Genomic DNA, 23924 nt, shown 5'->3' on the forward strand with positions numbered 1-23924 from the left:
TTAAAATCGAAAGCCTATTCTATTGCAGATTTTGAGCAATTATTACCCTAATATAAAACACTGACCGAGTAGGAACTAATTACCGGGTCTACACTTACAATTGTTAAATTATGTTGTAAAGTTTGACAAATCAACATCCTATCAAAAGGATCGCGATGTAATAATGGTAAATTCAAGAGTTGAGCAACACTTTCTTCATCTAGGTTGAGACTACTGATTAGATGCTGCTGACGCTGTTTTGGAAGATAGATTTCAGGTGATTCTGGTAATGGTAATTTACCTAGCTGATATTTAACAGTTGCTTCCCAAACTGAGACGCAACTTAAACATACGTCATTATTTAAATCACGAATGCTATTTTGTAAATGAATTGGTAATTTTTTATCGCCAGTAATAAACCATAAGAAAATATGGGTATCTAATAATAGTTTCATTTCCCCTCAAAACGATTTAATATCTCTTCAGATAAGGGACTATCAAAATCATCTGGAACAATAAACTCCCCAGCACATAAGCCATAAGGTCTAATTTGTTGAGAAGTGGCTGAAACTGGTTTAATTTCTGCAATAGGTTTACCTGCTTGCATGATAATAATACTTTCTCCTGCTGCTACTTGCTGAAGATAGCTAGTTAGATTTCGCTGGATTTCATCAATTGTTACGGTTAACATGAGATATGTATGTAGTAATATTTCTAGTATATCAAGTTGGTAGCACCTCTCGTTTTGAGTCAAAGACAAGTAAACAAAGGCATTGATTTTCTAATAATATTTTACGAATTGGTTCTTGAAATAGTTCTGAGTAGGTTTCTTGATGAATAGCCAGATACAAGCAGCGGTCAGGTTCTAAGCGAGTAAGAATATAGTAATATAAGATATATTGATATATTGCCCTAAAGCATTTTCTACAAAAATTATGACTAACCAAACAAATGCTCCTCCTGGTGTTGATTATGCACCTCTAGAATTACAAGGGGAATTAATCGCTATGCAAGAATTAACGATTGAGGATTTATTAATTATTGGTCAAAGTCAAGTTCCAGAAAGTCAACAAGAACTACATTTACAACTTTTACAAAAAAATCAAAATAATCAATTAAGTGAATCAGATAGACTATTGTTGCGATCGCTCCGAGTGAGTGCTGATTATTTAATGCTGAAAAAAGCCTATGCTTATGCACTTTTAAAATGGAAAGGCTATTCTATTCCAGATTTTGAGCAACTAGTAAAGTAATAGCAGTGTCATCTATCCCTAAATCTATTCGTCAACAAGTCATTAATGAAGCTGGATATAGATGTGAATATTGCTGCACATCTAGCCGTTTAATAGGTATGCCATTAGTAATGGATCATATTTTGCCCACTTCATTAGGGGGAAATGATGAGCGAGAAAATTTATCTGCTTCTTGTTATCGCTGTAATGAATTTAAAGGAGCAAAAATAACTACTAATGATCCTGTAACTAATGAATCTGTATTTTTATTTAATCCTCGTCAACAAAGATGGTTAGATCATTTTCAGTGGGCAAATGGTGGTACTCATATTATTGGGATAACTGCTAGTGGAAGGGCAACGGTTTTAGCTTTAAGATTAAACAATGAAGATATTGTACAAGCTAGAGCAATTTGGATTAGTTTAAATTGGCATCCTCCTAACAATTAATGATGTGGATATTTTTTTCTGATATGTCATGTATAGATATGTAAAAAAATTAAACAGATGCAAAACCAGTAAATTCCCGGACATAAGGCGATCTAAACCCCAAAACAATATCTGTTGTTGGCACACCTAATTCTACTAATTGATTAGCTATTCCTTCTTCAGTAAAATCTCGCTGAATCCAAATTTTTCCATTGATAATATCTATATGAATCACCGAACCATAAGTCCATTTTTCACCTTCCCAACCTAGATGAATTACTAAATAGTGATTTTTTTGATTATCAAATATTAATTGTATTTCCGTTCCCTTGGCTAAATGACTTTCTGTATGTCTTGCTAATACTGTCTGTACTAATTCAGCATAATTCATTCCTTCCATAAGATAACCTCCATCTCGCTTGGTTCAAATACAATAAACTAGGCAATTTCTAACCGCCTAATATTATTGATTTTGAGTTATTATCTCGTTCAATAGTAATCTAATTAATACATATACCAGATGATAGTTTAGATATTGTTTATTAGCCTCTTCTCACATTACTAATTTGAATGGTTTGCATCAGGTTCCTAATTTTTTTAGCTTTGTTTTTTGTATTTAAAGCTTTTATTTTTCTTTCTTCAAAGCTATGAGATAAATAGTTTTTACTGGAAAATCTATAATCTACATGCTTTCCCCTATGGATAGTTCCTCCATAATCACTTATTGAAAAATCCTTCCAAGAATTAGAGTGTCCTATTCCGTGAGGAAGTCCAGCGCCAGTTATTACTCTTGTAATTTGCATAAGGTTAAAACTTTATACTCATAATCCAATTATATGGGACTCTTGTCTGATTTCTGAACAAGATTTAATATAAAGCCCCTTATAAAAGCTTTTCATATCAGGTTCGGTTAAACACTTATAATATCTGTAGGTTGGGTGGAGGAACGAAACCCAACATGGGATGTAAGCTTGTGTTGGGTTTCACTCCGTTCCACCCAACCTACATTGATAAATTTTATGATCAGTAATCACCCGAACTTGATATCATTTGCCTCTGCGTCTCTGCGTGAAAAACAAAAAAAAGGGATAAGCAAAACGCCTATCCCCAAAAAATTAACTAATCAATGTATCAAGTTCCACTTGTCCAAGAATTGATGTACTCAATTTGATCTGCTGTCAAACTATCAATCGTGATACCAATAGCTTGCAATTTCAAACGAGCAATTTCTTGATCGACTTCAACAGGTATTGAGTGCAAACCAGGTTGCAACTTACCTTTATTCTTCACCAGGAATTCACAAGCCAAAGCTTGGTTTGCAAAACTCATATCCATAACTGCGCTTGGGTGTCCTTCAGCCGCAGCTAGGTTAATCAATCGTCCTTGTCCGAGAACGACAACTGATTTACCATTTTTCAACTTGTACTCTTCGGTGAAAGGACGAACTTCTTTGACTTCTTTAGCTTGTGCAGCTAAGTATTTCAAATCAAGTTCCAAGTCAAAGTGACCGGAGTTACAAACGATCGCCCCGTCTTTCATGACATCGAAGTGTTCGCCACGAACGACGTGCTTGTTACCAGTCACAGTGATAAATATATCACCTTGGGGTGCAGCTTCAGCCATTGGCAGGACGCGGAAGCCATCCATGACGGCTTCAATTGCCTTGATGGGGTCGATTTCGGTGACGATGACGTTAGCACCCATCCCACGGGCGCGGAGGGCTGTACCTTTACCACACCAGCCGTAACCGACGACGACAATGTTTTTACCAGCCAACAAAATATTTGTGGCGCGGATAATGCCATCTAGGGTTGATTGCCCAGTACCATAGCGATTATCAAAGAAGTGCTTGGTGTCGGCGTCGTTGACGTTGACTGCGGGGAAGGTGAGAACGCCTTCTCTAAACATGGCGCGTAACCGCACGATACCAGTGGTGGTTTCTTCGGTGCTACCAATCAAATCAGCGATTTGGTGTTGGCGTTGTTGTACCAAAGTTGCAACCACATCGCTACCGTCATCAACAATGATGTTGGGGCGATGATCTAAAGCTATTTGGACGTGGCGGTTATAAGTTTCGTTATCTTCGCCTTTTTGAGCAAAGACAGGAATTTCGTGATCGAGGACGAGGCTAGCGGCTACGTCATCTTGAGTTGATAAGGGATTGCTAGCGATTAAAAGTGCATCTGCACCACCGGCTTTCAGAGCGATCGCTAAATGTGCTGTTTCGGTTGTAATGTGGGCGCAAGCTACAAGACGTAAGCCAGCAAAGGGCTTTTCAATGGCGAAGCGATCGCGGATTTGCTGTAAAACTGGCATCTCGCGTCCAGCCCATTCAATGCGTTGTCTTCCCAAGGGAGCTAGGGCGAGGTCTTTAACCTCGTGCTTTAATCGGGGAGAAGTTGCAGTCATCAAAAGTTACCTCAAAAATGTAAAAAAGTTACGTAAAATCTACGCACTCTACTAGGTTATTCTACCACTTGTGATTTTTGCTTGAAAGAAAGCAAATTACTAGTCAATAGTCCTGAAAACTAGCTTGACGTTTGATTAGCCCTATGTCAACTTCATCCCCAGGTTTTTCCTTTTTGTTTTATCTTTGGTAAGAGTAAGACTATTTTAAGCTTTAGATCCTTATTGAAATTACAATGTCATCTATCTAAAGATAGAAAATAATCAAAAAACATCAAAATTTCATTATATTCAAAAAAATACTTAACTTTAGATAGGTACATTTACTCAAATTATGTGGAGGATGGTTATAGAAGTAGTCAATAGGGAATTTTTCCCAAGGAGGTGTTTGAGTGCGTTTTCAATTTTTGGCGGTCGCAAAGGGAGTTCTGTTACCCAGCCTTGCTCAAGGTTCAAAGCAGCAGGGACAGGTATCTTCAACAGCAACATACCTCGGTAACATCGCCAAGGATATGCCACACTTGGAGGCTGTCAACGAAGTCTCCCACTTGGATAAAAGGAGTATGCTACCCAAAGTTTATTTAGGTAGGAATGTCATGATGGCGATCGCCGGTTCGATGGCTATAGCCGTTGTATCTGTACCAAAAGCCAGCGCCCAGATTCCTTTTTTACCTCAGTTCCAAGCTCCCAGCAGCGTTAGTAATGATTCCAATGACAGAACTGTTTCTGGCTGGATTTATTTAGATGGTCGTCGATTATTTCAAATAGCGGCATCAAAAAGCAACTTTCCTGAGCGTTCAGAAGATATTCAAAATAAGTTGCAGAAAATCGCTCAAAATTACTTTCAGTCACCACCAAAAACAGCAGTCAAGGTAGAAGTTAGGAAAGTAAACGAATTACCAGTAATTTATGTCAACGGTCAATATCTAATGACCGTTACTTCTGAAGATGCTGGACTGCGACAAGTAGATATATCGACATCGGCAAATCAAGTAGCCGAATCATTAGAAGAAGACTTGCAACAAGCAAAGGAAGAAAGACAAACTCAATTTTTAATTAACCAAGGTAAAATTGCTGCGGGTACTGGGCTGGCAATGATTGTTATGAGTTGGGGGGTATATAGCTGGCAACATCGTTCCAGAAAGGATTCAAGACAACCCATTGCTCCCAAGCCCCAAAGGGAACTCTTCACCCTGCCAGCAGCAGCAGCAGCTCAACCAATTACAACACAACTAAATCAACAGCAACATCTGCATCTGCAAGAAGCCAAGAGACGATTATTTCAGCTAACTCAAGCGGGAATTTGGGGAGGTGGAAGTTTCTTTATCTTGGGTTTATTTCCCTACACGCGAGCATTTCAGGTAGGAATTATTACAGCTGCCCAATTTCCTTTGCGATTAGGTGTTGTGTTCTTGGGTACTTATGTAGCGATCCGTTTTACCTATGCCCTCATTGACCGCTTCACCTCTACACTCATTAGCAGTGGTGCTTTACTGACTCCAGAGAGTTCTGAAAGGCTACAACTGCGAGTTTCGACATTTTCTGGCGTAACTAAAAGTATTGCTACTGGTATCTGCGTGGGAGTTGGTTTTTTACTAGCTCTGGTATCTTTAGGGATAGATATCGTTCCCTTGCTAGCGGGTGCTAGTTTAGTTGGTGTTGCGCTATCTCTGGCCTCGCAAAACCTAATTAAAGATGCGATTAATGGTTTCCTAATCATTCTAGAAGACCAGTATGCTTTAGGCGATGTAATTAATGTCGGAGACGTGGGAGGCTTAGTAGAAAATCTGAATCTGCGGATGACCCAACTCCGGGATTCAGAAGGACGCTTGATCACGATTCCCAATAGTGAAATTAAAGTTGTTGCCAATCTTTCTAGTCGTTGGTCACGAGCCGATTTAACGATTCCCATTGCCTACCAAGCCGATACAGAACAGGCTTTGCAGTTAATTAAAAATGTTGCCGACAAAATAAGTCAAGAACTGCAATGGCAACATCAAATTTTAGAACCACCGCAAGTTTTAGGAATAGATCAATTTGGCGATCGCGGTTTGATTATTCGCGTCTGGATTAAAACCCAGCCCCTCAAGCAATGGGATGTAGCACGGGAGTTTCGCCGCCGTCTGAAAATCGCCTTAGACGAAGCCGGAATTTCTATCTCTGTACCTCAACAAGCGATTTGGGTTAATGATGAACAGTCATTAAATTTTCATAGTAATGGCAAAGGTAATTAGTTAATTGGGGATTGGGCAAAATAGTGCTGAGTTAGTATTATCTCCTCCGCCCCTCTGCCCCTCCGCCCCCCATCTCCTTGTCCCAATTCCCAATTCCCAATTCCCCATTCCCGATTTAGTACAAAAGTACTATAATATAGATAGCGTTCACAAAGCCTAGTCAAATGCACAATGGCTTTGTGAAAACCTTGTGGAAGATGGGTTAAAGGGTTAGTTCGATGATGAAGCATTATATTCTCAACCTCAATCCGACTGCCAAGCATGAATGGGATCGGTGCATTTTACGCGATCCGCTGACTGCCAAACGACCGGACATTGCCAAATTAATTGCTGAAGCAGTTGGTGCGGATACAGGCAGTTATTTGGTGAGTGTGAATATCGAAGTTCAAGTTTTAGAGCAAGCTGCCGTACCTCAAGCCGAACAACTCTCGCTTTCGTTTCCAGAGGTGAGTGTGCCGTCACATCTACGGGAAGTGGCTTGAGGTAAGATAGCGATCGCTAATTTGAAATATCTGCGTAACCAGCTTAGTTTAGCAGATGTTGGGAGATAGATTAGCGATCGCTCAAAAACTCACTGATTTTAAATCTTGCGAATTAATTGGTTTATAGTCACCGATGACCGTAGTCTGATTAGACAACTGCTAAGTTAGTCAAGTAACCTTTGTAGCCACTAATCTCAATTACAGCATCCGTCAGGGCAGAAAATCCATTAGTGTTATCATTTAGTGCCAAAAAAGTCTGCCGATGATTGCCTGAACCAAGGGTAAAAGTTGCTGCACCTTTAGCCACAAAAGCAGTTGCAGTCAATATCTGTTGTACATCTGAGAGATTTAGACTCGCAACAGTGCCAAGTTGAACTAAATTAGCAGCGCTAACTGCATACAACCCATCGATTTTATCTTCACCGATTTTCAAGTCGGTAATTTTATCAAAGCCAGACAGCAGGGAATCACTCAGACTGTTGAAGACAAATTTATCAGCGCCACAATCCCCTGTTAGGGTATCATGCCCAGCGCCACCATTGAGGATGTCATTACCGTTACCACCAACTAGTTTGTCATTTCCGGCTAACCCAGAGAGTTTATCGTTGCCGTTTTTGCCGGAAATTTTATCATTACCAGCGCCACCAGTGAGTTTATCTGCACCTTTACCACCGTTTACGGTTTTATTAGGTACATTTCCATCTGTAGTAGTGGTGCTGATTAGTTGACCATTGGTATCATACAGATAAGTGGCAACTGCATCAGTAATGCCATCGCTGTTTTTGTCAATATCTGCTGAAGTCAGTTTGCCACTGGTATTGTAGTTGTAAGTGGTAATTTCGTCAGCGAGGCGATCGTTATTTTTGTCAACTACCTGTGCAGTTAGTCTGTGGTTAGCGTCGTAACTATAAGCGGTCAGTTCATCAAAGATGCCATCATGATTATTATCAATTTTATCTGATGTCAGCTTGCCGCTAAAATCGTAGCTGTAGATGCCAACTGCATCAATTACACCATCATTGTTGAAGTCATAGCTGGCGGATGTGCGTCCATAAGTAGAGGTTGAGACAAAATCAACTATGCCGTCGCCGTTGTAGTCACTACTCAAGGATGTCCGGTTACCGTTGGCATCATAAGTATAAGTATTGACCGAATCAACTATGCCGTCGCCGTTGTAGTCACTACTCAAGGATGTCAAGTCGCCGTTGGCATCATAAATATAAGTAATGGTTCCGACAGACTCAGGTATGCCGTCGTTGTTGTTGTCAGAGCTATAGGATGTCAAGTCGCCGTTGGAATCATAAGTATAGGTTGAGACATACTCAGGTATGCCGTCGCCGTTGCCGTCAACGCTATCGGATATCAGGTTGCCGTTAGCATCATAAGTAGAGGTTTGGACATACTCAGGTATGCCGTCGCCGTTCTTGTCAGTACTATAGGATGTCTGGTTGCCATTGGCATCGTAAGTATAAGTCAAGGTTTGGATATCGGAATCACGAAAGCCAAAATCCATGTCAAAACTAAGGGATGTTAACTTGCCGTTGGCATCATAAGTATAAGTAAAGATTTGAACAGAATCAACTACGCCGTCACCGTTGTAGTCATTACTAACGGATGTCTGATTGCCGTTGGCATTATAAGTAAAGGTTTGGACAGACTCAGGTATACCGTCGCCGTTGTAGTCATTACTAACGGATGTCTGGTTGCCATTGGCATCATAAGTAAAGGTTTGGACAGACTCAGGTATACCGTCGCCGTTTTTGTCTGAGCTAACGGATGTGTTGTTGCTGTTAGCATCATAAGTAGAGGTATAGACAGAATCAATTATGCCGTCGCCGTTGTCGTCAGAGCTAAAGGATGTCCGGTTGCCGTTGGCATCATAAGTATAGGTTTGGACAGACTCAGGTATACCGTCGCCGTTGTTGTCTAAGCTAACGGATGTGTTGTTGCCGTTGGCATCATAAGTCCTAGTTTCGACGTTATCAACTATGCCGTCACCGTTGTTGTCAAAGGTAAAGAATATTTGGTTATAGCGGTATGTAATAACTGAGTCTATTATCCCATCACTGTTGTTGTCTATTTTCTGAGATATCACTTTGCCATCGGCATCGTAAGCGTAAGTTGTGATTGAGGTCATAAATTAATGTTCCTTATCTGTTTGATTTCAGTTGTGTTGTGCGATGTGTTTTTGTGACATATCGCAATGTTCTGCAAAATCTTTGATTCTGACTTCTGAATTTTTCTTGAATACTTTTAAAATCCACATAACCCTCTTTGAACCCATTAAAAATGAGGTCGCCGCAAGCTGCTAACTGAGTAATCCCAAGTGAGTTTTGTTAAACAACATCAACCATAAGCAACTAGTTATTAATTCATCATTAAAGAACGCTTCCTTTTCCCTACTTAGAAAGCGTAGAGGGTTCAATCGACAAGTGATTGAAATTATGAATTATAAATTATGTTGACGCTGCTACACCACCGTATTATATTTTTCAAACAATGATGCCTGGGGAAAGCTACGCTAACGCTCAGTTCATCTATTGAGTTGTAGTAAAACCCAAAATGAAGTTAAGCTTTGCTACAACTCAACACAAATTATTAATTATTTTAGCTAAATCTTTAGGGAGTTACCCTCTCACACTATAGAGGTTTTTAACAATAAGCTTAAATTTAAAAAGCTTATTTAAGAAAATCATATACAAATATGAGTGTATAAGTTAAAAATTAGTGAGAGTTTATTTTAACTTCATACTTGTCGAACTTTAGCAAAGTTACTATAAATTTTTGGAGTTTTTCAAGATTTTTAGGTAATTTGATGGATTGTGTGTACACTGTAGCTTAAAAAGGAGGGTAAAAACTTCTCAAATTCCCCCTTTTTAAGGGTCATTTAAGCAGACATTAAATGGGACAGTAGCTGAGTAATTTGCTGATTAATAGTTGCAATATCAAAACGCTCACTAGCAGTAATTCTGGCATTCTTAGCTATAGTTGCAGTTATTTCTGTCTCTTGAAGACAGGTAGTAATCACTTGTGCAAGTTCCAGGGGTTCTCCTGGTGTCACTAGAAAACCATTAAGTCCGTGTTCTACTAATTCCATTGCACCGCCAGCTTTGGCTGCAACTACAGGTTTTTGACATAGCATTGCTTCAACAATTACTCTACCAAAGGGTTCTGGGGAAGTGGAGGTATGCGCTACCAAGTCACAAGCTGCCATTAATTGCGGAATATCTGAACGAAATCCTAAAAATTTGACACGGTTTTGTAGTCCCAATTTGGCAACCTGTTGATGTAACTGTTGGACGTAATTGTGTTCCCCAAATAGTGCATCGCCGACTAAAATTACTGTTACTTGTGGCGGACATTTCGCAAGGGCATCAATTAAAATATGCTGTCCTTTCCAAGGTGCAAGTCTGCTAAAGTGACCAACGACAAATTTACCTTCAAGTTCTAAGTCTTGCTGCAATTTATTGATGGCAGATTTATCAGTTTGATAAATTTTAGGATCAAAGCCGTTATAGACAACTTCAACGATGTCTCGGCGTCCTCCTGCTTCGATAAAGGCTGTTTTACTAGCTTGGGAATTAGCAATTACTAATGATGCAAAACGATTAGCGAGGTTAACCGCGATACGAAGATTAGTTTGGCTGAAATGTTCTGTAGAAAGAATATCATGTAAATGATACACCAAAGGACGACGACTGAAAAAACTAGCTAATGCTCCTACAACTAATGCTTTTTGCGTATTAGCATAGATTAAATCATATTCACGCGCTTTTATAATTACCTTAGTAATTAAAGGTATAAGTTGTCCCAAACTGTTTAATCCTGGGAGCAAACTGCTTTCTTTACGAACTTGGATTGCTTGAGTTGTGAGAACTTCTACCGGTATATTATTTTGCTGTAGTAAATTTTTAAATTCACCATCTGCAAATAAACCTACTAAAGCACCATCGCAGTATGGTTTAGCAATATCTATTAAACATAATTCTGCACCGCCTAGTTTACCACTTTGATCTAAGAAAAAAATTCTCATAAAACCTTTATTTTAAGTTAATTTAATCGATGCAGTACCCTGCAAATATATTACATTCGCTTAAGCTAATAAGATATTGCGTACTCTCTGAGCAATTTGATTCCAGTCATAATGTGTAACAGCATAATGGCGACACGCTTCTCGTGAAGGTATGGGTATGTCCCCCAGTAGCGCCTGTTCTAATTTTTCAGCAATAGCTGATACTTCGGGGGAAGTCGTAATTAAATCGGGGGAAAAATCTGTTAAAATTTCTGGCATTCCCCCAACTGGAGTACATAAAACTGGAGTACCACAAGCTAGAGATTCAAGTATTACTAATCCAAATCCTTCAAAAGATTGACTAGGCATAACAGTTAATTCAGCAGCTTGATAAGCTATCGGTAATTGCTCATCAGGTAGGAAACCTAAAAATTTAACGTTGTCCTCTAGTCCTAATTCTGTAGCCTGTTGTTGTAGTGCAGCTTGGATGTGACCACGACCTGCGATCGCTAGCCAAACATCTGGTATTCTGGGCTTAATTATAGCTAGTGCTTGTAATAATTTGTCAACCCCAGTGCGATGTACTAAGCGGCGTGATGTAAATATAATCCGGCGATTACTAGGCCAGCCTAACTCTGTACAAGCTTGCTGACGCGATAAATTAGGCCAAAACCAGTGAATATCTACTCCACCAGGAATAACATTAATTTTACTCCACGGTATTTGATATTTTTCATGTAAAATGTTACCAAATGCTTTGCTCAAAACAATAAAGCGATCGCAGCGATTATAAGTGTTTTTTTCTATCAGCCAGTGTTTGATCAAAAGACTGAGATTTTTATTCACCACTTCCTGTTTACTCTCAGAAGCCCAAGGGCCATGAAAGTTAAAGGTAACTGGTACTCCTTTGGGCAAAATATCTAAAATAGGAAAGCTGTATAATGCAAAGTGCAGATTAATAGCATCTGGTTTGCTTGCTCTTGTTTTCTGAAAATTTTTGCGAATCGACCATAATCTTTGAGTAATATTAGTATCTGGAGAACCCAAGTTAGTCAGCTTAATTGGCGAATTTAGTTCAGCCTGTGGTAAACCGACTCCGCATAATTCAATCTGGTCTTGATTTGCTGCTAATTTATGAGTTAATTCATAAATATACCTTTCTAATCCTCCAGGATCTTTAGGAAACCAGCCTAATCCCAGGGTAACAATAGATGCCGATTTTGAAGCTAAATTTTCTTTTTTATCTTCCACAGATGTCTCTCCTCTGATGTATTAAAACAGTAAGAATACACAGATGTGCTAACCTACAGTATGTTGTATCAAAACGTTAATCACTAAATTTTCTATATACACATTAGCAATAAATTTTTTATAGAACACCAATTTATAAACTATTTATATGTCAACGTCAACAAGCAATTAAAACCTGTATTTTAATTAACTAGATAATACTAACTACGATACATATCATACCTGTCTATTAAGGAAGTCCGTGTTTGTAGGGTGTGTTATACCATAGGCTAATGCACCTTGAATAGACTTCTTGCAGAACTCGGGATAAGGGGCGGGGGAAAGGGGGAAAGGTTTTGTATTTTCCCCTTTAACCTTTTCCCACCTCTTGCAAAAGTGCTTTTTGCAAGAGGTCTAATTATTGGCGGTGCGTTACGCTAGGCGACAACACACCCTAGATTTAAGTTTATGAAGGTAGCTTTAAATATTAGCGCCGACTTACTTATCAAGCAACGTAAATGGTAGACAGTCAAAGGTATAAACTAATAAGTAATTGCCAATCTTGTATTAATATTTACCATTTATGGCTGAAAATAAGTAAATATTAATACTTGAATATTTTGAAGATACAAATTAAGACTTGAAGGAATAATGTATTTTTTATAAAGGTTACACAAATAAGGTTTGTTAAAATAAATTCTCTGCTAATTGTATAAAAATTTTTAGAAGTAATTATATTTTCTTGCGGATTTCAAAAATGATGATTGTATATAAAAACTTAAATGCTTAGAAAATATATGAGAAATAAATTACTGGTGCAGTTAGTAAAAGTAGGTCAAAATCTTAAACATAAAATCAAGAGTTTATTTAATTTTAGATATTTACCAAGAAATAAAACGTTTAATTTTTTACTCAGTCTGAGTATTGGATTAATTGTTACTAGTATTGGAATTACAACAGATTTGGCCACAACAGGAACACCTCGACTTACCTATCAAACATCGTGGATAGGTAATAGTATCGGCAAGGGAAATCTGCGGATACAAAACAATATCGAAGCAATGTATGTTGCCTCTGATGGCACAGTTTATACTAATAGTCATTGGGATGAAGCTGGAACAGAATCAGGAATATATAAAGATGGTAAAATTATTTCTGCCCTTGGTGATACTCACGGTTGGGGGCGTGGTGGTGGCAAAGCTGTAACAGCAAATAGTAAATATGTTTATATTGCCATGAGTCAAGGTTCAACTGGTAATACAAAAGAAGATTACCCGCCAGAAGGAACAACTTGGCACTGCGTTAGACGGTATGATTTATCAGGAAAACCCGCGCCGTTTTCAGAAGGACGTGGCTGGGATAAAAGTATGCTGATTATCAGCACTAAAAGCGAATTCACTGGATTAGCAACTGTAGGAAACGAGTTGTATGTGAGTGATTCTGCTCAAAAGCAGATTCGGGTTTATGATACTGAGACAATGAAGGGAATCCGTAGCTTTACTGTTGCTAATCCAGGGGCGATCGCAGTCGATCAACAAAAAAATCTGTGGATTATTCAAAACAAAAATGGTGGTAATCCTGCCAAAATTCTACATTATTCCCAGACTGGAAAGCAATTACCCCAACAGATTGCAGATATCGTTGAACCAAGTGCGATCGCCATCGATAATCAAGGTAAGCTGTTAGTGGCAGAAAATGGTTCGCGTCAGCAAATCTTGATTTACGACATCAAAGATAAACCTGTACAAGTAGGCAGTTTTGGTACTAAAGGCGGTATCTATGCAGGAGTTCCTGGTGAAGTCCAAGATTTGAAACTTTATGGAATTACCGGAGTTGGTACAGATGCTTCCGGTAATTTTTATATAAATAGTAATGGCTTCAACAAATCAGGAACAGATTTGCGGAAATTTTCGCCATCGGGTAAACTGCTGTGGCGATCGCTGGGACTAATATTTGTCGATAATGCCGATGCAGATCCTAAAACTGATGGTGTAGATTTATTCACCAAACAAGAACACTATCTGATGGATTATAGTAAGCCAGCTGGTAAGCAATGGACTTACAACGATTACACTTTAAATGCTGTCAAATATCCTCAAGATCCACGTCTGCATACATCGCCTGATGGAACTTTTGTTCGCCGCATCGAAGGAAAGCCGTTTTTGTTCCTCACAGATATGTATAGCAGCTTTCTGCAAATATATCGCTTTAATCCAGCCACAGATGGTAAAATTGCTATCCCAGCCGGAATGTTTGTTGGTACGAATGGCGCGGATAAACCATTTCTCACCGGAAATTGGCCACCACATCAACCACAAAAAGGCGAGTGGATTTGGCGAGATAGCAACGGTAATGGCAAATTTGAAAACAACGAATATGATATCAGTAAAGATTATCCTCATCTCGGCGGTTGGTGGGTAGACAGCAAAGGAGATGTTTGGAAAGCTTTACGAACACAAGATGGCACTGGCATACGACACTATCCTTTACAGGGAATAGATGCTAAGGGAAACCCCATCTACACCTATAGTTCGATGGAAAAGCAGACTACCCCTAGCATATTTAACGATCTGCGGCGGATCGAATATTTCCCTCAAACGGATACGATGTATTTGTCAGGCTTCACAGTAGATAACCCCTCATTCGGTGATGATACTGGAGTTGTGGGATCTGAAATTGCCCGTTTTGACAATTGGAGCAAAGGAAATCGCACTCCCAAGTGGCGCACAGTCATTCCCTACGACACCACTGGTAAACGCGAAGTCTCTACGGCTGCTATGAGTGTGGCGGGAGATTATGTATTTGCTGTCACAGTTAAAACCGCAGAGGTATATGTCTACAACGCAAAGACGGGAGTGCAAGTACAACAATTAAAACCAGGTCCAGAAGTTGGAGGCGAAAGTGGCTGGATTGATATACCCTACGGTATCCGCGCTTTTCGGCGTTCAAATGGTGAGTATCTGATATTTGTAGAAGAAAATTGGAAAGGAAAGGTAATTATGTATCGGCTAGCGAAGTAAGCAGTTACAGCAATTTAACTAAGTCGCAAGCTCCCGGACTTATCAAAGAAGTGCTGGGAATTAGTCAACGCAGTCAATGAGTTCAGTTGCACTGTGAAAATCTGTAATATTCGCGTTGCAGTTGTTAGCTAAAAGACATCGCAACTGAGGATTGAAATGATAGAATTTGCTTTAAAGAATGATAATAGCACTGAAATAGGAATGCTTCTAAAACGATGATGTTGTCTTCAAAGTAACCTGTGGTGAAGTTTGATGTAGCTGTTGCGAGTCTCGTCTATGGGTGAAATCGTTAATAACTTTCATGAGATTAAGGGTTAGGGAAACGAAGAATAATATGACATTCCAAAAAATTCCAAAATCAGCTGCTAAAGATGCCAAAACCATAGAGACAACATCCCAGTTGACATCGAGACCCTTCGCGCTGACTACTAAACAGACGATACCAGCACCAACTCCCGAACAGCACCAGGAACAGACCAAGGAATTGGAGATTCAAAGAAAGACGAACTTGTTAGAAATCCCTGATTTAATGGCAGCACCAAAAACAAAGCTACCACAGGTAATCCAGCCAAAACTGACAATTGGGAAAGCAGGAGATAAGTATGAGCAGGAAGCGGACACCGTAGCGCGTCAAGTGGTGCAACGTCTTCATGCACCCATTCCCAGTCAGACCCCAGACATTAGTCAACCCAAGAGTGAATTTGTCCAAAGGATGAAAGCCAAGAGATATCAGCAATCACGCGGACATCAACAAGCAGGAATATCAGCAAATATCCAGCGTCAGACGATCCCAGAAGAAGAACTGCAAATGAAACCAATGCTTCAAAGAAAAATGGCGGCTGCACCAGATTTAGAAGCATCGATAGAACAAGCGCGTGGTGGGGGACAGCCATTAGCAGACAATTTTCGCAAACCGATAGAGCGAGAGTTTGGTGGTGCAGATTTTAGTAAAGTGAAAGTGCATACAGATCCGACATCAGATCAACTCAATCAATCAATCCAGGCGAGGGCGTTTACCACAAAGCAGGATGTGTTCTTTCGGCAAGGGGCGTATAATCCTGGGAGTCGAGAGGGACAAGAGTTGATTGTTCATGAGCTAACTCACGTAGTACAGCAGAATGGCGATGCAGTGCGAGCAAAACCAGGGATAGTGCAGAGAACGTCTGACATAGTTATCCAACGAGGGTTAAAAACATTAGAGAATGTACCATCACGAGATTTGTATGCAGAAGATCGAGCAGAACGTGAGAGACACAAAAGAGAAGGAGGAAAATTAAAAGAAAAGATCAAAGAAACTGAACATAAGACTAATACAGAAATGTCCCTGGTAAAACCTGGGTTAAAATTGGATAAAAGCAAAACATACATTTGGGTAGTAAAAACGCTAAACGGCAAAGACGAGATTATCATCGGCGATGAAAAAGATCCAATCACAGGAGATCCAACCCAAGGTCATCCCACCCTTGCAAGAGATCCAAATGCACCCGAAGGTGAAGAAGGCAGCAAAACTGTAGCAGCAAAGACTGCTGGAGAACTCAGCTGGAATAACGATCTAGAAGCATGGGTATTGAATAATAAATCAGGTCGTTTTGGTGTCTCACTCCGTCCAGAAAGCGGACATGGATTAGATAAACCTTCCTTTGATACGAGTGTAATGAAAGGCGTGGCGAAATTATTTAGAGAGCGGATAGGCGATCCTAAATTTAATATCAGATATCAGCCCTGGAGAATAATGAGAGCCGATGGCACTGTAGATAAAGACAAAACTGGTCAATCTTATGAGCTTAAGCCGCCTAAAGAAATAACAGAAACTAATAATCCTCAAGAGACAGAGATAGCAGAAACTAATAATCCTCAAGAGACAGAGATAACAGAAACTAATAATCCTCAAGAAACAGAGATACTAGAAACTAATAATCCTCAAGAAACAGAGATACCAGAGGCTAATGATCCTAAATCAAGCAAGGGGAAAATAAGGATTCCTATTTCAAGGGGTAAAGAGATTAGAGGCTCTACAAAGTTTCCATTTGTCAAGATAAAAAAAAGGTGAGTCAGAGGGGAGGCTTCGATAGCTAAGACTTTTTGAAAGTGGCTGTTGCAACCCAATTCTGCTAGATCAAGGTAGACGCAGTAACAAAACAAACCGTTATGGCTTTGTCGGTGAATGCATGGAGCCAAAGTTACTAACAATTGATGCCGCCTAGCTGATTTGATGCTTTTGACTTATATGCATAGCAATTCCTTTTTCGTAGTAAGCTGCTTCATTAATAAAAATAGGATAAACAGTAGAGGCTCCCTCATACAGAATATCTTTTCCTGCAAAAGTCAAAAATATTGGATCGCCGGGATTGAGAGGTTCATAATCCCGAAACTGAAGTTGGGGATGAATCATGGCTTGAATTTCACCGCGTAGATGTAGCCCGCCGTAGGCATCGCTTCTCGGATAATCAATAGTTCCAATATATTCATACAGTGTAAGCGTCTTGTTTATTTGCGGAACCTGACCTTCGTTATACCATTCAAAATAGTCTAAAATAGCATATATAAGCTGTTCTGTTTCCTGAAATAATTCAGCGTTTAAGACATTTTGAGCCACAGCACCAACTTCTATGACAAAACCCAATTCGCACAAAGAACGGAGAAAACCACCTTCTTTTGATTGCTGATTAATACAGACTTTTACTAAAGGATTTATCGAAGTTAAATAAGCTGCTAAGTTAAGTAATAAAGGATGCATATTACAAAAAATCAGGCTTAAACCCATATTTGCAGTTGTGCTGTGCAAATCAACAATTACATCTACAAATTGCTGATTATGTGGTTGTAGTATTTGTTGAATTTCTTTTGCTCGTTTATCTTCGTAAGTTAAGACTTCTTGATTTTGTAAACCTTGATTAGTGAAACAACGATTTAAATCTTTATCAATATAACGTTTACCTGCTTCAATGGCTTTAGGATTACCTAGTAATGCCAGAGTTTCAAAACTTGGTCTATTAATTAAATTTGCATACTGTTGAAACTTTTTGACCAAGTATACTCCTGTTAACTCATTACCGTGGTTTCCTCCAACGATCGCCACTCGTTCAATTTGACTCATAAAAACCTCGCAATAAAAGCTTATAGGCTAGACATTATAATGCCCACCCTAGTATGGTTTATTGATATAAAACCCGCTATAAGAATCAGAATAAACAAAATAATACTATATGTCTAATATTTAGTTAGTCACTCAAGTATATCTTTAAGATATAATAACGAGAGCAATGATAGAACTTCGACATCTGCGGTACTTTATCGCTGTGGCTGAAGAATTAAACTTTAGCCGTGCAGCTGAACGCTTGCATATTGCTCAACCACCCTTAAGTCAACAAATCCAGGCTTTAGAAGCAGAACTAGGGCTAAAACTATTTGAACGCAAAAAACGCCCGCTTCAGCTAACTGCTGCTGGAGAAGTCTTTTTCACAGAAGCGCGTTTGGTGTTCACTCAATTAGAACAAGCAATTACTTCTGCACAAAAAGTTAGTCGCGGTGAGATTGGACGCTTGGTGGTAGGAACTAATAGTTCTGTTGCTAACAGTGTTCTACCAGATATTTTGCAAACTTTTCATCCTTTGTTTCCAGAGGTGATACTGGTGTTGCGAGAAGTCAGTTCTTTCCAGCAGGTAAACCAATTGCGCGATCGCTATATCGATGTTGCTTTTGAACGATTACCCAATCCTAATTTAAATGATAATGCTTTAAGTTTTCTGCCGATTTTGCAAGAGTCTTTAATCGTTGCTTTACCAGAAAAACACCCTTTAGCAGCCCAATCCGAAATTCCACTCATTGCTCTAGCCGATGAACCTTTTGTTTTACCCCCTACCGACTTAGTGCCATCATACAGTCAGATTATTAACCTTTGTCAACAGGTAGGTTTTTCCCCAAAAGTGGTACAAGAAGCCACCTGGATGGTTACTGTACTAAGCTTGGTAGCTGGTGGAGTCGGGGTAACATTGCTTCCTGCTAATGCTCAAAGTCTACAGCGAAAGGGAGTTGTTTACAGGCAAATTCAAGGAAAAAACTTAACTTCAGAACTAGCTGTGGTTTGGCGCAGCGATGATTTATCCATCGTTTTGCGCGAGTTTTTAGAGGTAACAAAGAGTGTGACGCGAAATCAAAAGTAGGGAATTGGGGATTGGTCATTTGTCCTTCATAATGCAAAATCTAAAATCCAAAATGGTATAACTTACGGTAATTGTTAAGCTGTTGCTCTTGTGACAAAAGGGGAGAAATATATGGAGTACAATTTTCAAGCGATGCCTCCGGCGGGCTACGCCTACGCAGAATTTTACAAAAATGCTCTCCTCAATGACGTACTCCCCTTTTGGGAAAAATATTCTCTGGATTGGCAACAAGGCGGCTATTTCACATGCCTCGATCGCTACGGCAAAATTTATGATACAGACAAATTCATCTGGCTGCAAAACCGTCAGCTGTGGACTTTTTCCATGCTTTACAACCAGCTAGAAAAGCGCGAAAACTGGCTAAAAATTGCTAGCAATGGTGCTAATTTTCTCGCCCAACACGGCAGAGATAGTGATGGTAACTGGTACTTTGCCCTCACTCGTGAAGGGAAACCACTAGTTCACCCTTACAATATCTTTTCTGATTGCTTTGCGGCAATGGCATTTAGTCAATATGCACTTGCTGGCGGCGAAGAATGGGCCAAGGATGTGGCGATGCAAGCTTACAACAACGTATTACGGCGCAAAGATAACCCCAAGGGGAAATATAATAAAATCTATCCCGACACACGCCCGATGAAATCATTGGCTGTACCGATGATTTTAGCTAACCTGACTCTAGAAATGGAATGGTTGTTGTCAAAAGAAACACTAGAGAATATCCTTGGTGAGACAGTCCGCGAAGTCATGACGGATTTTCTCGACCAAGAACGGGGGCTAATGTACGAAAACGTTTCCCCTGAAGGTTCTCATATAGATTGTTTTGAGGGAAGGCTGATTAATCCAGGTCATGGTATCGAAGCTATGTGGTTCATAATGGACATCGCCCGCCGCAAAAACGATACCAAAACAATTAACCAAGCCGTTGATGTGGTGCTAAATATCCTGAATTTTGCTTGGGATAGCGAGTACGGGGGCTTGTATTACTTTATGGATGCAGAAGGTCATCCCCCGCAACAATTGGAATGGGATCAAAAATTGTGGTGGGTTCATCTAGAATCTTTGGTTGCATTAGCTATGGCTTATCGCCTGACAGGGCGTGAAGTCTGTTGGGAATGGTATCAAAAAATGCACGATTACGCCTGGTCACACTTTGCTGACTCAGAGTACGGTGAATGGTTTGGCTATCTCAATCGGCGTGGGGAAGTATTGTTGAACCTCAAAGGTGGTAAATGGAAAGGATGTTTTCACACACCGCGTGCGTTATACCTTTGTTGGCAGCAATTTGACGCATTGCGATGACTGGAGCGGTAAACAACGTAGTCCATTTAATCTCTGCTATTGCACAAGTACTATTGGAAGGATGTCTCATGAATGCTGTGACACCTAAGCGATTTACAATCGCCGAATATCATAAATTGATTGAACTCGGATTTCTAACAGAGAGCGATCGCATTGAATTAATTCGAGGAGAACTGATTCAAATGATAGCAAAAGGAACACCTCATACAGTTTGTAGTTCTATCCTGTGTCGTCAATTGGATCGGCTTTTAGGCGATGGAGCAGTTATCCGTGGACAAAATCCGATCGCACTTCCCAATCAGAGTGAGCCGGAGCCGGATGTTGTCATTGCACGAGGAATAGATGAAGATTATCTCGTTCATCATCCCTATCCAGAAGATATTTTGTTGGTTATAGAAATTTCGGATAAAACTTTAGATTACGACCAAACAACTAAATTGTCTTTGTATGCAGAAGCCGGAATTTGTCATTACTGGATTGTGAATTTGCCGGCTCGTCAACTTGAGCGTCATAGCCAGCCATATCAAAATGCTCAAAGTAAGTTTAGCTATCTCAACAAGCAGATTTCTCTATCGAACCAGTCAGTGGCGATTCCTGGATTTGAAACTGCATTATTGGACTTGAGTCGGTTGTTTCCAGAGGGTGCGTTAGCGTAGCTCACCGGAGGTATCGCCCCTGTACTTAGATACGATTGAATTTGGTTGTCCTATCCCACACCATACCTATATATTAGACCTCTTGCAAAAATATATTTTTGCAAGAGAGGGAAAAGGGACTCATGTCAAAGGGAAAGGATTTTGAGTTTCTTTACCCTTTTCCCCTTCCCCTTTACCCCAACTTTTGCAAGAAGTCTATTCTCTGGCATAGACGGCTCAAGCACAATTCTTAGCAATGCCTGACCAATTTCTGATGTTTGATATTTAGCAAAGATTTTGCCGTTTTCTATCCGTCGAACTCACGTTCAAATAGGATAATTATGTGTCTTAATTTATTACAAGATAAGGCACGAAGAAATAAATATGGTTGAAAACTTTAGTTTTGGCGATGGAGTTGCACTACATTTGTCGGGGCGCACAAGTAACTGTGCGCCTCTGGGATGAGATGTTTTGTTAACTGGAACGTCGCTAAAACATCTGCTGTAAATATTGCTCATAGCCTAGTTCTTCTAGTTTGGCTTGCTTTGCTATGACTGATTCAGATAGGGTTTGACGATATTGTTGGACTCTTTCTAGCAATTCTGGCTGCGCTGTTGCGAGTATTTGTACCGCTAAAAGTCCAGCATTTTTGGCATTACCGATCGCCACTGTTGCCACGGGAATACCCCCAGGCATTTGTACTATTGAATACAATGAATCTAGTCCTTGTAAGTTACGGGTAGCTACAGGAACACCAATAACAGGAAGGGGAGTTAAAGAGGCTACCATTCCAGGCAGATGAGCAGCACCACCTGCACCTGCAATAATTACCTTAATACCGCGTTGGTGTGCAAGTTGAGCATATTGCACCATACGTTCTGGGGTACGATGAGCAGAAACAATCGCTACTTCGCTGTTAACGCCAAATTCGTCACAAACTGCGATCGCATCTTTCATCGTAGGCAAATCAGAATCGCTGCCCATGATAATACCAACTAAGGGAGTCATAGAATTTTGGATTTGGGATTTGGGATTTTGCGGAAAGTTAAGGGCTGGCTTTCAGCGAACATAACTTTACCAAGACAGATTTTGGATTAATCGTCGATTATTCCATCTAAAATCAGATTTAGCTATATTTTCGCCAATAGTAATGACTCAAGTAACACAAACTGCCCTAGAAATTATCAATGCTAGAGTACCTGGTTACAAGGATTTGCAAATGCTCTTGGTTAACCAAGAGGGGATAATTGAACAAATCTTGCCAATGAGTAAAGTTGGTGTAGAAACACACAGCGGTGCAACCCTGCTAGATGTAGTAGGCGACTGGATTTCTCTAGGCGGCGTTGATTTACAAATTAACGGTGCTTTGGGATTAGCATTTACTGATTTAAGAACTGAAAACGCTCATCTTCTGGAGAAAATAACCCAATTTTTGTGGGATGTCGGGGTAGATGGATTTTTACCAACACTTGTTACAACTTCTATAGAAAATATTCAGCGATCGCTTGCAGTTATTGCTAATTTTACTGCTCTTTCCCTTGACAAACATGGGTTAAGAGGAAGTTCATGTGCCAAAATTCTGGGAGTACATCTAGAAGGTCCATTTTTGAATTTTCAAAAGCGCGGCGCCCATCCGCCAGAGTACTTGTTACCCTTAACAATTGACCAGGTAAAGCGGGTTTTGGGAGATTATGCCCATATTGTCAAAGTTATCACCTTGGCGCCAGAATTAGACCCCATTGGTGAAGTAATTCCATATTTGCGTTCTTTGGGGATTACCGTTAGTTTAGGTCATTCCGAGGCAACAGATATCCAAGCCCAACGCGCTTTTAAACTAGGCGCAACAATGGTAACCCATGCCTTCAATGCTATGCCACCACTACATCATCGCCAACCTGGCTTATTAGGGGCAGCAATTACCCATCCCGATGTGATGTGTGGTTTTATAGCTGATGGTCAACATGTTTCGCCCACTATGCTGCAAATTTTACTTCGTGCCAGCTATCAAGAAAAAGGGCTGTTTCTAGTTAGCGATGCCCTTGCACCTCTGGGATTACCCGATGGGGTGTATCCTTGGGACAGTCGGCAAATTGAGGTCAAAAACGGTACGGCACGATTGCCAGATGGCACATTATCAGGAACGACTCTACCATTATTGGTGGGAGTGCAAAATTTGGTAAAGTGGGGGATTTGTGACGTGGAAAGTGCGATTTTTCTAGTCACCAAAGCACCTAGACAAGCAATTGGTTTACCAGGGATAGTAAAAGTCCAAACCACTGCTAACTTATTACGCTGGCATTGGGATAAACAGACAAGAGAACTATCTTGGCACAGACTATGAGGCTAAAAGTTTTTTAGCGAGACTTCTCAAACCATTTCAAAGTAGAACTTATTTTTGAAGTTGAACTAATTCTGAAACTTCAGACGATGGCTGGCGATCGGATATTTCAGCATTTTCAACTTCTAAAGAACGCAGTAATTCTCGAATCACATCAGTAGCAGGTCTTCCTGTTTTTGCACAGTATTGTTGGAGTTTCTGTGTTTCTGTTGACGTAAGATTTACTGTTAGCCTTTTAACAGCCCATTTTTTATTGACCATTTATTTTTTACTACTGACATATTACTCTTAGTAAATAAAATTATACCTTTATTTCTAAGCATCTCCTAATCATGGTTTTAGCCAATTTAGAGACAATTAATCTCAATTCGCCGATAAATAGATAAAACTTCGACTTTCAGCAATTATTTTTAGTTTATACACTGCTTTTCTAGATTATTTGTCAAATCACGCAATATAGAAC

Annotated in this window: 22 protein-coding genes; 10 read left to right on the plus strand and 12 right to left on the minus strand. The window is 39.9% G+C overall.

Features of this window, described 5'->3' with window-relative positions; genetic code table 11:
• Nucleotides 1–47 precede the first annotated feature (47 nt).
• The 3 genes from ACFG4S_RS18385 to ACFG4S_RS18395 are packed head-to-tail and all read right to left on the minus strand — an operon-like array spanning nt 48 to nt 926.
• On the minus strand, nt 48–434 hold the full coding sequence (locus tag ACFG4S_RS18385; protein ID WP_392530475.1) for a type II toxin-antitoxin system VapC family toxin: 387 nt from the start codon (nt 432–434) through the stop codon (nt 48–50).
• Nucleotides 431–670 (minus strand): type II toxin-antitoxin system Phd/YefM family antitoxin, encoded by a 240-nt coding sequence (locus tag ACFG4S_RS18390; RefSeq protein WP_392530476.1) that lies wholly within the window; start codon nt 668–670, stop codon nt 431–433. Before ACFG4S_RS18390 ends, ACFG4S_RS18385 begins: the two co-directional genes overlap by 4 nt.
• A 31-nt stretch (nt 671–701) precedes the next feature.
• Nucleotides 702–926, minus strand: a complete 225-nt coding sequence (locus ACFG4S_RS18395) for an element excision factor XisH family protein (RefSeq protein ID WP_392530477.1) — start codon at nt 924–926, stop codon at nt 702–704.
• Between ACFG4S_RS18395 and ACFG4S_RS18400 the strand changes: the two genes are divergently transcribed.
• Both ACFG4S_RS18400 and ACFG4S_RS18405 read left to right on the plus strand, forming a co-directional pair.
• The gene (locus ACFG4S_RS18400; RefSeq protein ID WP_392530478.1) at nt 915–1232 is read left to right on the plus strand and encodes a hypothetical protein; all 318 of its coding nucleotides are present in this window, start codon (nt 915–917) and stop codon (nt 1230–1232) included. The genes ACFG4S_RS18395 and ACFG4S_RS18400 overlap by 12 nt on opposite strands.
• Before the next feature lie 5 nt (nt 1233–1237).
• Nucleotides 1238–1660 carry an HNH endonuclease gene (locus ACFG4S_RS18405; protein ID WP_392530479.1) on the plus strand — a complete coding sequence of 141 codons (423 nt, stop codon included), beginning with the start codon at nt 1238–1240 and terminating at the stop codon, nt 1658–1660.
• 49 nt (nt 1661–1709) lie between these two features.
• Here ACFG4S_RS18405 and ACFG4S_RS18410 read toward each other — a convergent pair whose 3' ends face one another.
• From ACFG4S_RS18410 to ahcY, 3 genes are all read right to left on the minus strand, one after another.
• A complete protein-coding gene (locus ACFG4S_RS18410) occupies nt 1710–2039 on the minus strand; it encodes a XisI protein (RefSeq protein ID WP_392530480.1) in 330 nt (109 codons plus the stop codon).
• Nucleotides 2040–2181: 142 nt separating this feature from the next.
• On the minus strand, nt 2182–2442 hold the full coding sequence (locus ACFG4S_RS18415; protein ID WP_392530481.1) for a hypothetical protein: 261 nt from the start codon (nt 2440–2442) through the stop codon (nt 2182–2184).
• A 328-nt stretch (nt 2443–2770) separates the two neighbouring features.
• Complete coding sequence (gene ahcY / locus ACFG4S_RS18420; RefSeq protein WP_392530482.1) at nt 2771–4048, minus strand: adenosylhomocysteinase; 1278 nt, start codon at nt 4046–4048, stop codon at nt 2771–2773.
• Between the two features lie 560 nt (nt 4049–4608).
• Here ahcY and ACFG4S_RS18425 point away from each other — a divergent pair.
• A complete protein-coding gene (locus tag ACFG4S_RS18425) occupies nt 4609–6279 on the plus strand; it encodes a mechanosensitive ion channel family protein (protein WP_392536019.1) in 1671 nt (556 codons plus the stop codon).
• 218 nt (nt 6280–6497) lie between these two features.
• Nucleotides 6498–6761: a hypothetical protein gene (locus ACFG4S_RS18430; RefSeq protein ID WP_392530483.1), complete on the plus strand. Its 264-nt coding sequence runs from the start codon at nt 6498–6500 to the stop codon at nt 6759–6761.
• Between the two features lie 148 nt (nt 6762–6909).
• Here ACFG4S_RS18430 and ACFG4S_RS18435 read toward each other — a convergent pair whose 3' ends face one another.
• The 3 genes from ACFG4S_RS18435 to ACFG4S_RS18445 form a co-directional block, all read right to left on the minus strand.
• Nucleotides 6910–8898, minus strand: a complete 1989-nt coding sequence (locus tag ACFG4S_RS18435; RefSeq protein WP_392530484.1) for a bluetail domain-containing putative surface protein — start codon at nt 8896–8898, stop codon at nt 6910–6912.
• Nucleotides 8899–9648: 750 nt separating this feature from the next.
• Nucleotides 9649–10794 carry a glycosyltransferase gene (locus tag ACFG4S_RS18440; RefSeq protein ID WP_392530485.1) on the minus strand — a complete coding sequence of 382 codons (1146 nt, stop codon included), beginning with the start codon at nt 10792–10794 and terminating at the stop codon, nt 9649–9651.
• A 60-nt stretch (nt 10795–10854) separates the two neighbouring features.
• Nucleotides 10855–12024, minus strand: coding sequence for a glycosyltransferase family 4 protein (locus ACFG4S_RS18445; RefSeq protein ID WP_392530486.1), 1170 nt, complete (start codon nt 12022–12024; stop codon nt 10855–10857).
• Nucleotides 12025–12800: 776 nt separating this feature from the next.
• Between ACFG4S_RS18445 and ACFG4S_RS18450 the strand changes: the two genes are divergently transcribed.
• Together ACFG4S_RS18450 and ACFG4S_RS18455 are read left to right on the plus strand one after the other, a co-directional pair.
• Nucleotides 12801–15023 carry a hypothetical protein gene (locus tag ACFG4S_RS18450; protein WP_392530487.1) on the plus strand — a complete coding sequence of 741 codons (2223 nt, stop codon included), beginning with the start codon at nt 12801–12803 and terminating at the stop codon, nt 15021–15023.
• A gap of 334 nt (nt 15024–15357) precedes the next feature.
• A complete protein-coding gene (locus ACFG4S_RS18455; protein WP_392530488.1) occupies nt 15358–17073 on the plus strand; it encodes a DUF4157 domain-containing protein in 1716 nt (571 codons plus the stop codon).
• Between the two features lie 150 nt (nt 17074–17223).
• Here ACFG4S_RS18455 and ACFG4S_RS18460 read toward each other — a convergent pair whose 3' ends face one another.
• Entirely contained in the window at nt 17224–18120 is an 897-nt protein-coding gene (locus tag ACFG4S_RS18460; RefSeq protein ID WP_392530489.1) for an aspartoacylase, read from the minus strand.
• Between the two features lie 166 nt (nt 18121–18286).
• Between ACFG4S_RS18460 and ACFG4S_RS18465 the strand changes: the two genes are divergently transcribed.
• From ACFG4S_RS18465 to ACFG4S_RS18475, 3 genes are all read left to right on the plus strand, one after another.
• Complete coding sequence (locus tag ACFG4S_RS18465; RefSeq protein WP_392530490.1) at nt 18287–19186, plus strand: LysR substrate-binding domain-containing protein; 900 nt, start codon at nt 18287–18289, stop codon at nt 19184–19186.
• Nucleotides 19187–19297: 111 nt separating this feature from the next.
• Nucleotides 19298–20488: an AGE family epimerase/isomerase gene (locus ACFG4S_RS18470; RefSeq protein ID WP_392530491.1), complete on the plus strand. Its 1191-nt coding sequence runs from the start codon at nt 19298–19300 to the stop codon at nt 20486–20488.
• A 68-nt stretch (nt 20489–20556) separates the two neighbouring features.
• Entirely contained in the window at nt 20557–21144 is a 588-nt protein-coding gene (locus ACFG4S_RS18475) for a Uma2 family endonuclease (protein WP_392530492.1), read from the plus strand.
• Between the two features lie 468 nt (nt 21145–21612).
• Here the strand turns inward: ACFG4S_RS18475 and purE are convergent, their stop codons facing one another.
• Nucleotides 21613–22131 carry a 5-(carboxyamino)imidazole ribonucleotide mutase gene (gene purE / locus ACFG4S_RS18480; RefSeq protein ID WP_392530493.1) on the minus strand — a complete coding sequence of 173 codons (519 nt, stop codon included), beginning with the start codon at nt 22129–22131 and terminating at the stop codon, nt 21613–21615.
• A 142-nt stretch (nt 22132–22273) separates the two neighbouring features.
• Here purE and nagA point away from each other — a divergent pair, with 142 nt between their 5' ends.
• On the plus strand, nt 22274–23464 hold the full coding sequence (nagA, locus tag ACFG4S_RS18485; RefSeq protein WP_392530494.1) for an N-acetylglucosamine-6-phosphate deacetylase: 1191 nt from the start codon (nt 22274–22276) through the stop codon (nt 23462–23464).
• A 48-nt stretch (nt 23465–23512) separates the two neighbouring features.
• Here the strand turns inward: nagA and ACFG4S_RS18490 are convergent, their stop codons facing one another.
• On the minus strand, nt 23513–23722 hold the full coding sequence (locus ACFG4S_RS18490) for a CopG family transcriptional regulator (protein ID WP_392530495.1): 210 nt from the start codon (nt 23720–23722) through the stop codon (nt 23513–23515).
• Between the last annotated feature and the right edge of the window lie 202 nt (nt 23723–23924).

The sequence above is a fragment of the Nostoc sp. C117 genome (assembly GCF_043099735.1).
Lineage (GTDB): Bacteria > Cyanobacteriota > Cyanobacteriia > Cyanobacteriales > Nostocaceae > Nostoc.

What these genes read in the sequence shown, in the direction of transcription:
- ACFG4S_RS18385 (WP_392530475.1), bottom strand. Translation starts at nt 434, where the DNA reads ATGAAACTATTATTAGATACCCATATTTTCTTATGGTTTATTACTGGC.
- ACFG4S_RS18390 (WP_392530476.1), bottom strand. Translation starts at nt 670, where the DNA reads ATGTTAACCGTAACAATTGATGAAATCCAGCGAAATCTAACTAGCTAT.
- ACFG4S_RS18400 (WP_392530478.1), top strand. Translation starts at nt 915, where the DNA reads ATGACTAACCAAACAAATGCTCCTCCTGGTGTTGATTATGCACCTCTA.
- ACFG4S_RS18410 (WP_392530480.1), bottom strand. Translation starts at nt 2,039, where the DNA reads ATGGAAGGAATGAATTATGCTGAATTAGTACAGACAGTATTAGCAAGA.
- ACFG4S_RS18415 (WP_392530481.1), bottom strand. Translation starts at nt 2,442, where the DNA reads ATGCAAATTACAAGAGTAATAACTGGCGCTGGACTTCCTCACGGAATA.
- ahcY (WP_392530482.1), bottom strand. Translation starts at nt 4,048, where the DNA reads ATGACTGCAACTTCTCCCCGATTAAAGCACGAGGTTAAAGACCTCGCC.
- ACFG4S_RS18425 (WP_392536019.1), top strand. Translation starts at nt 4,609, where the DNA reads ATGCTACCCAAAGTTTATTTAGGTAGGAATGTCATGATGGCGATCGCC.
- ACFG4S_RS18430 (WP_392530483.1), top strand. Translation starts at nt 6,498, where the DNA reads ATGATGAAGCATTATATTCTCAACCTCAATCCGACTGCCAAGCATGAA.
- ACFG4S_RS18435 (WP_392530484.1), bottom strand. Translation starts at nt 8,898, where the DNA reads ATGACCTCAATCACAACTTACGCTTACGATGCCGATGGCAAAGTGATA.
- ACFG4S_RS18440 (WP_392530485.1), bottom strand. Translation starts at nt 10,794, where the DNA reads ATGAGAATTTTTTTCTTAGATCAAAGTGGTAAACTAGGCGGTGCAGAA.
- ACFG4S_RS18450 (WP_392530487.1), top strand. Translation starts at nt 12,801, where the DNA reads ATGAGAAATAAATTACTGGTGCAGTTAGTAAAAGTAGGTCAAAATCTT.
- ACFG4S_RS18455 (WP_392530488.1), top strand. Translation starts at nt 15,358, where the DNA reads ATGACATTCCAAAAAATTCCAAAATCAGCTGCTAAAGATGCCAAAACC.
- ACFG4S_RS18460 (WP_392530489.1), bottom strand. Translation starts at nt 18,120, where the DNA reads ATGAGTCAAATTGAACGAGTGGCGATCGTTGGAGGAAACCACGGTAAT.
- ACFG4S_RS18465 (WP_392530490.1), top strand. Translation starts at nt 18,287, where the DNA reads ATGATAGAACTTCGACATCTGCGGTACTTTATCGCTGTGGCTGAAGAA.
- ACFG4S_RS18470 (WP_392530491.1), top strand. Translation starts at nt 19,298, where the DNA reads ATGGAGTACAATTTTCAAGCGATGCCTCCGGCGGGCTACGCCTACGCA.
- ACFG4S_RS18475 (WP_392530492.1), top strand. Translation starts at nt 20,557, where the DNA reads ATGAATGCTGTGACACCTAAGCGATTTACAATCGCCGAATATCATAAA.
- purE (WP_392530493.1), bottom strand. Translation starts at nt 22,131, where the DNA reads ATGACTCCCTTAGTTGGTATTATCATGGGCAGCGATTCTGATTTGCCT.
- nagA (WP_392530494.1), top strand. Translation starts at nt 22,274, where the DNA reads ATGACTCAAGTAACACAAACTGCCCTAGAAATTATCAATGCTAGAGTA.
- ACFG4S_RS18490 (WP_392530495.1), bottom strand. Translation starts at nt 23,722, where the DNA reads ATGGTCAATAAAAAATGGGCTGTTAAAAGGCTAACAGTAAATCTTACG.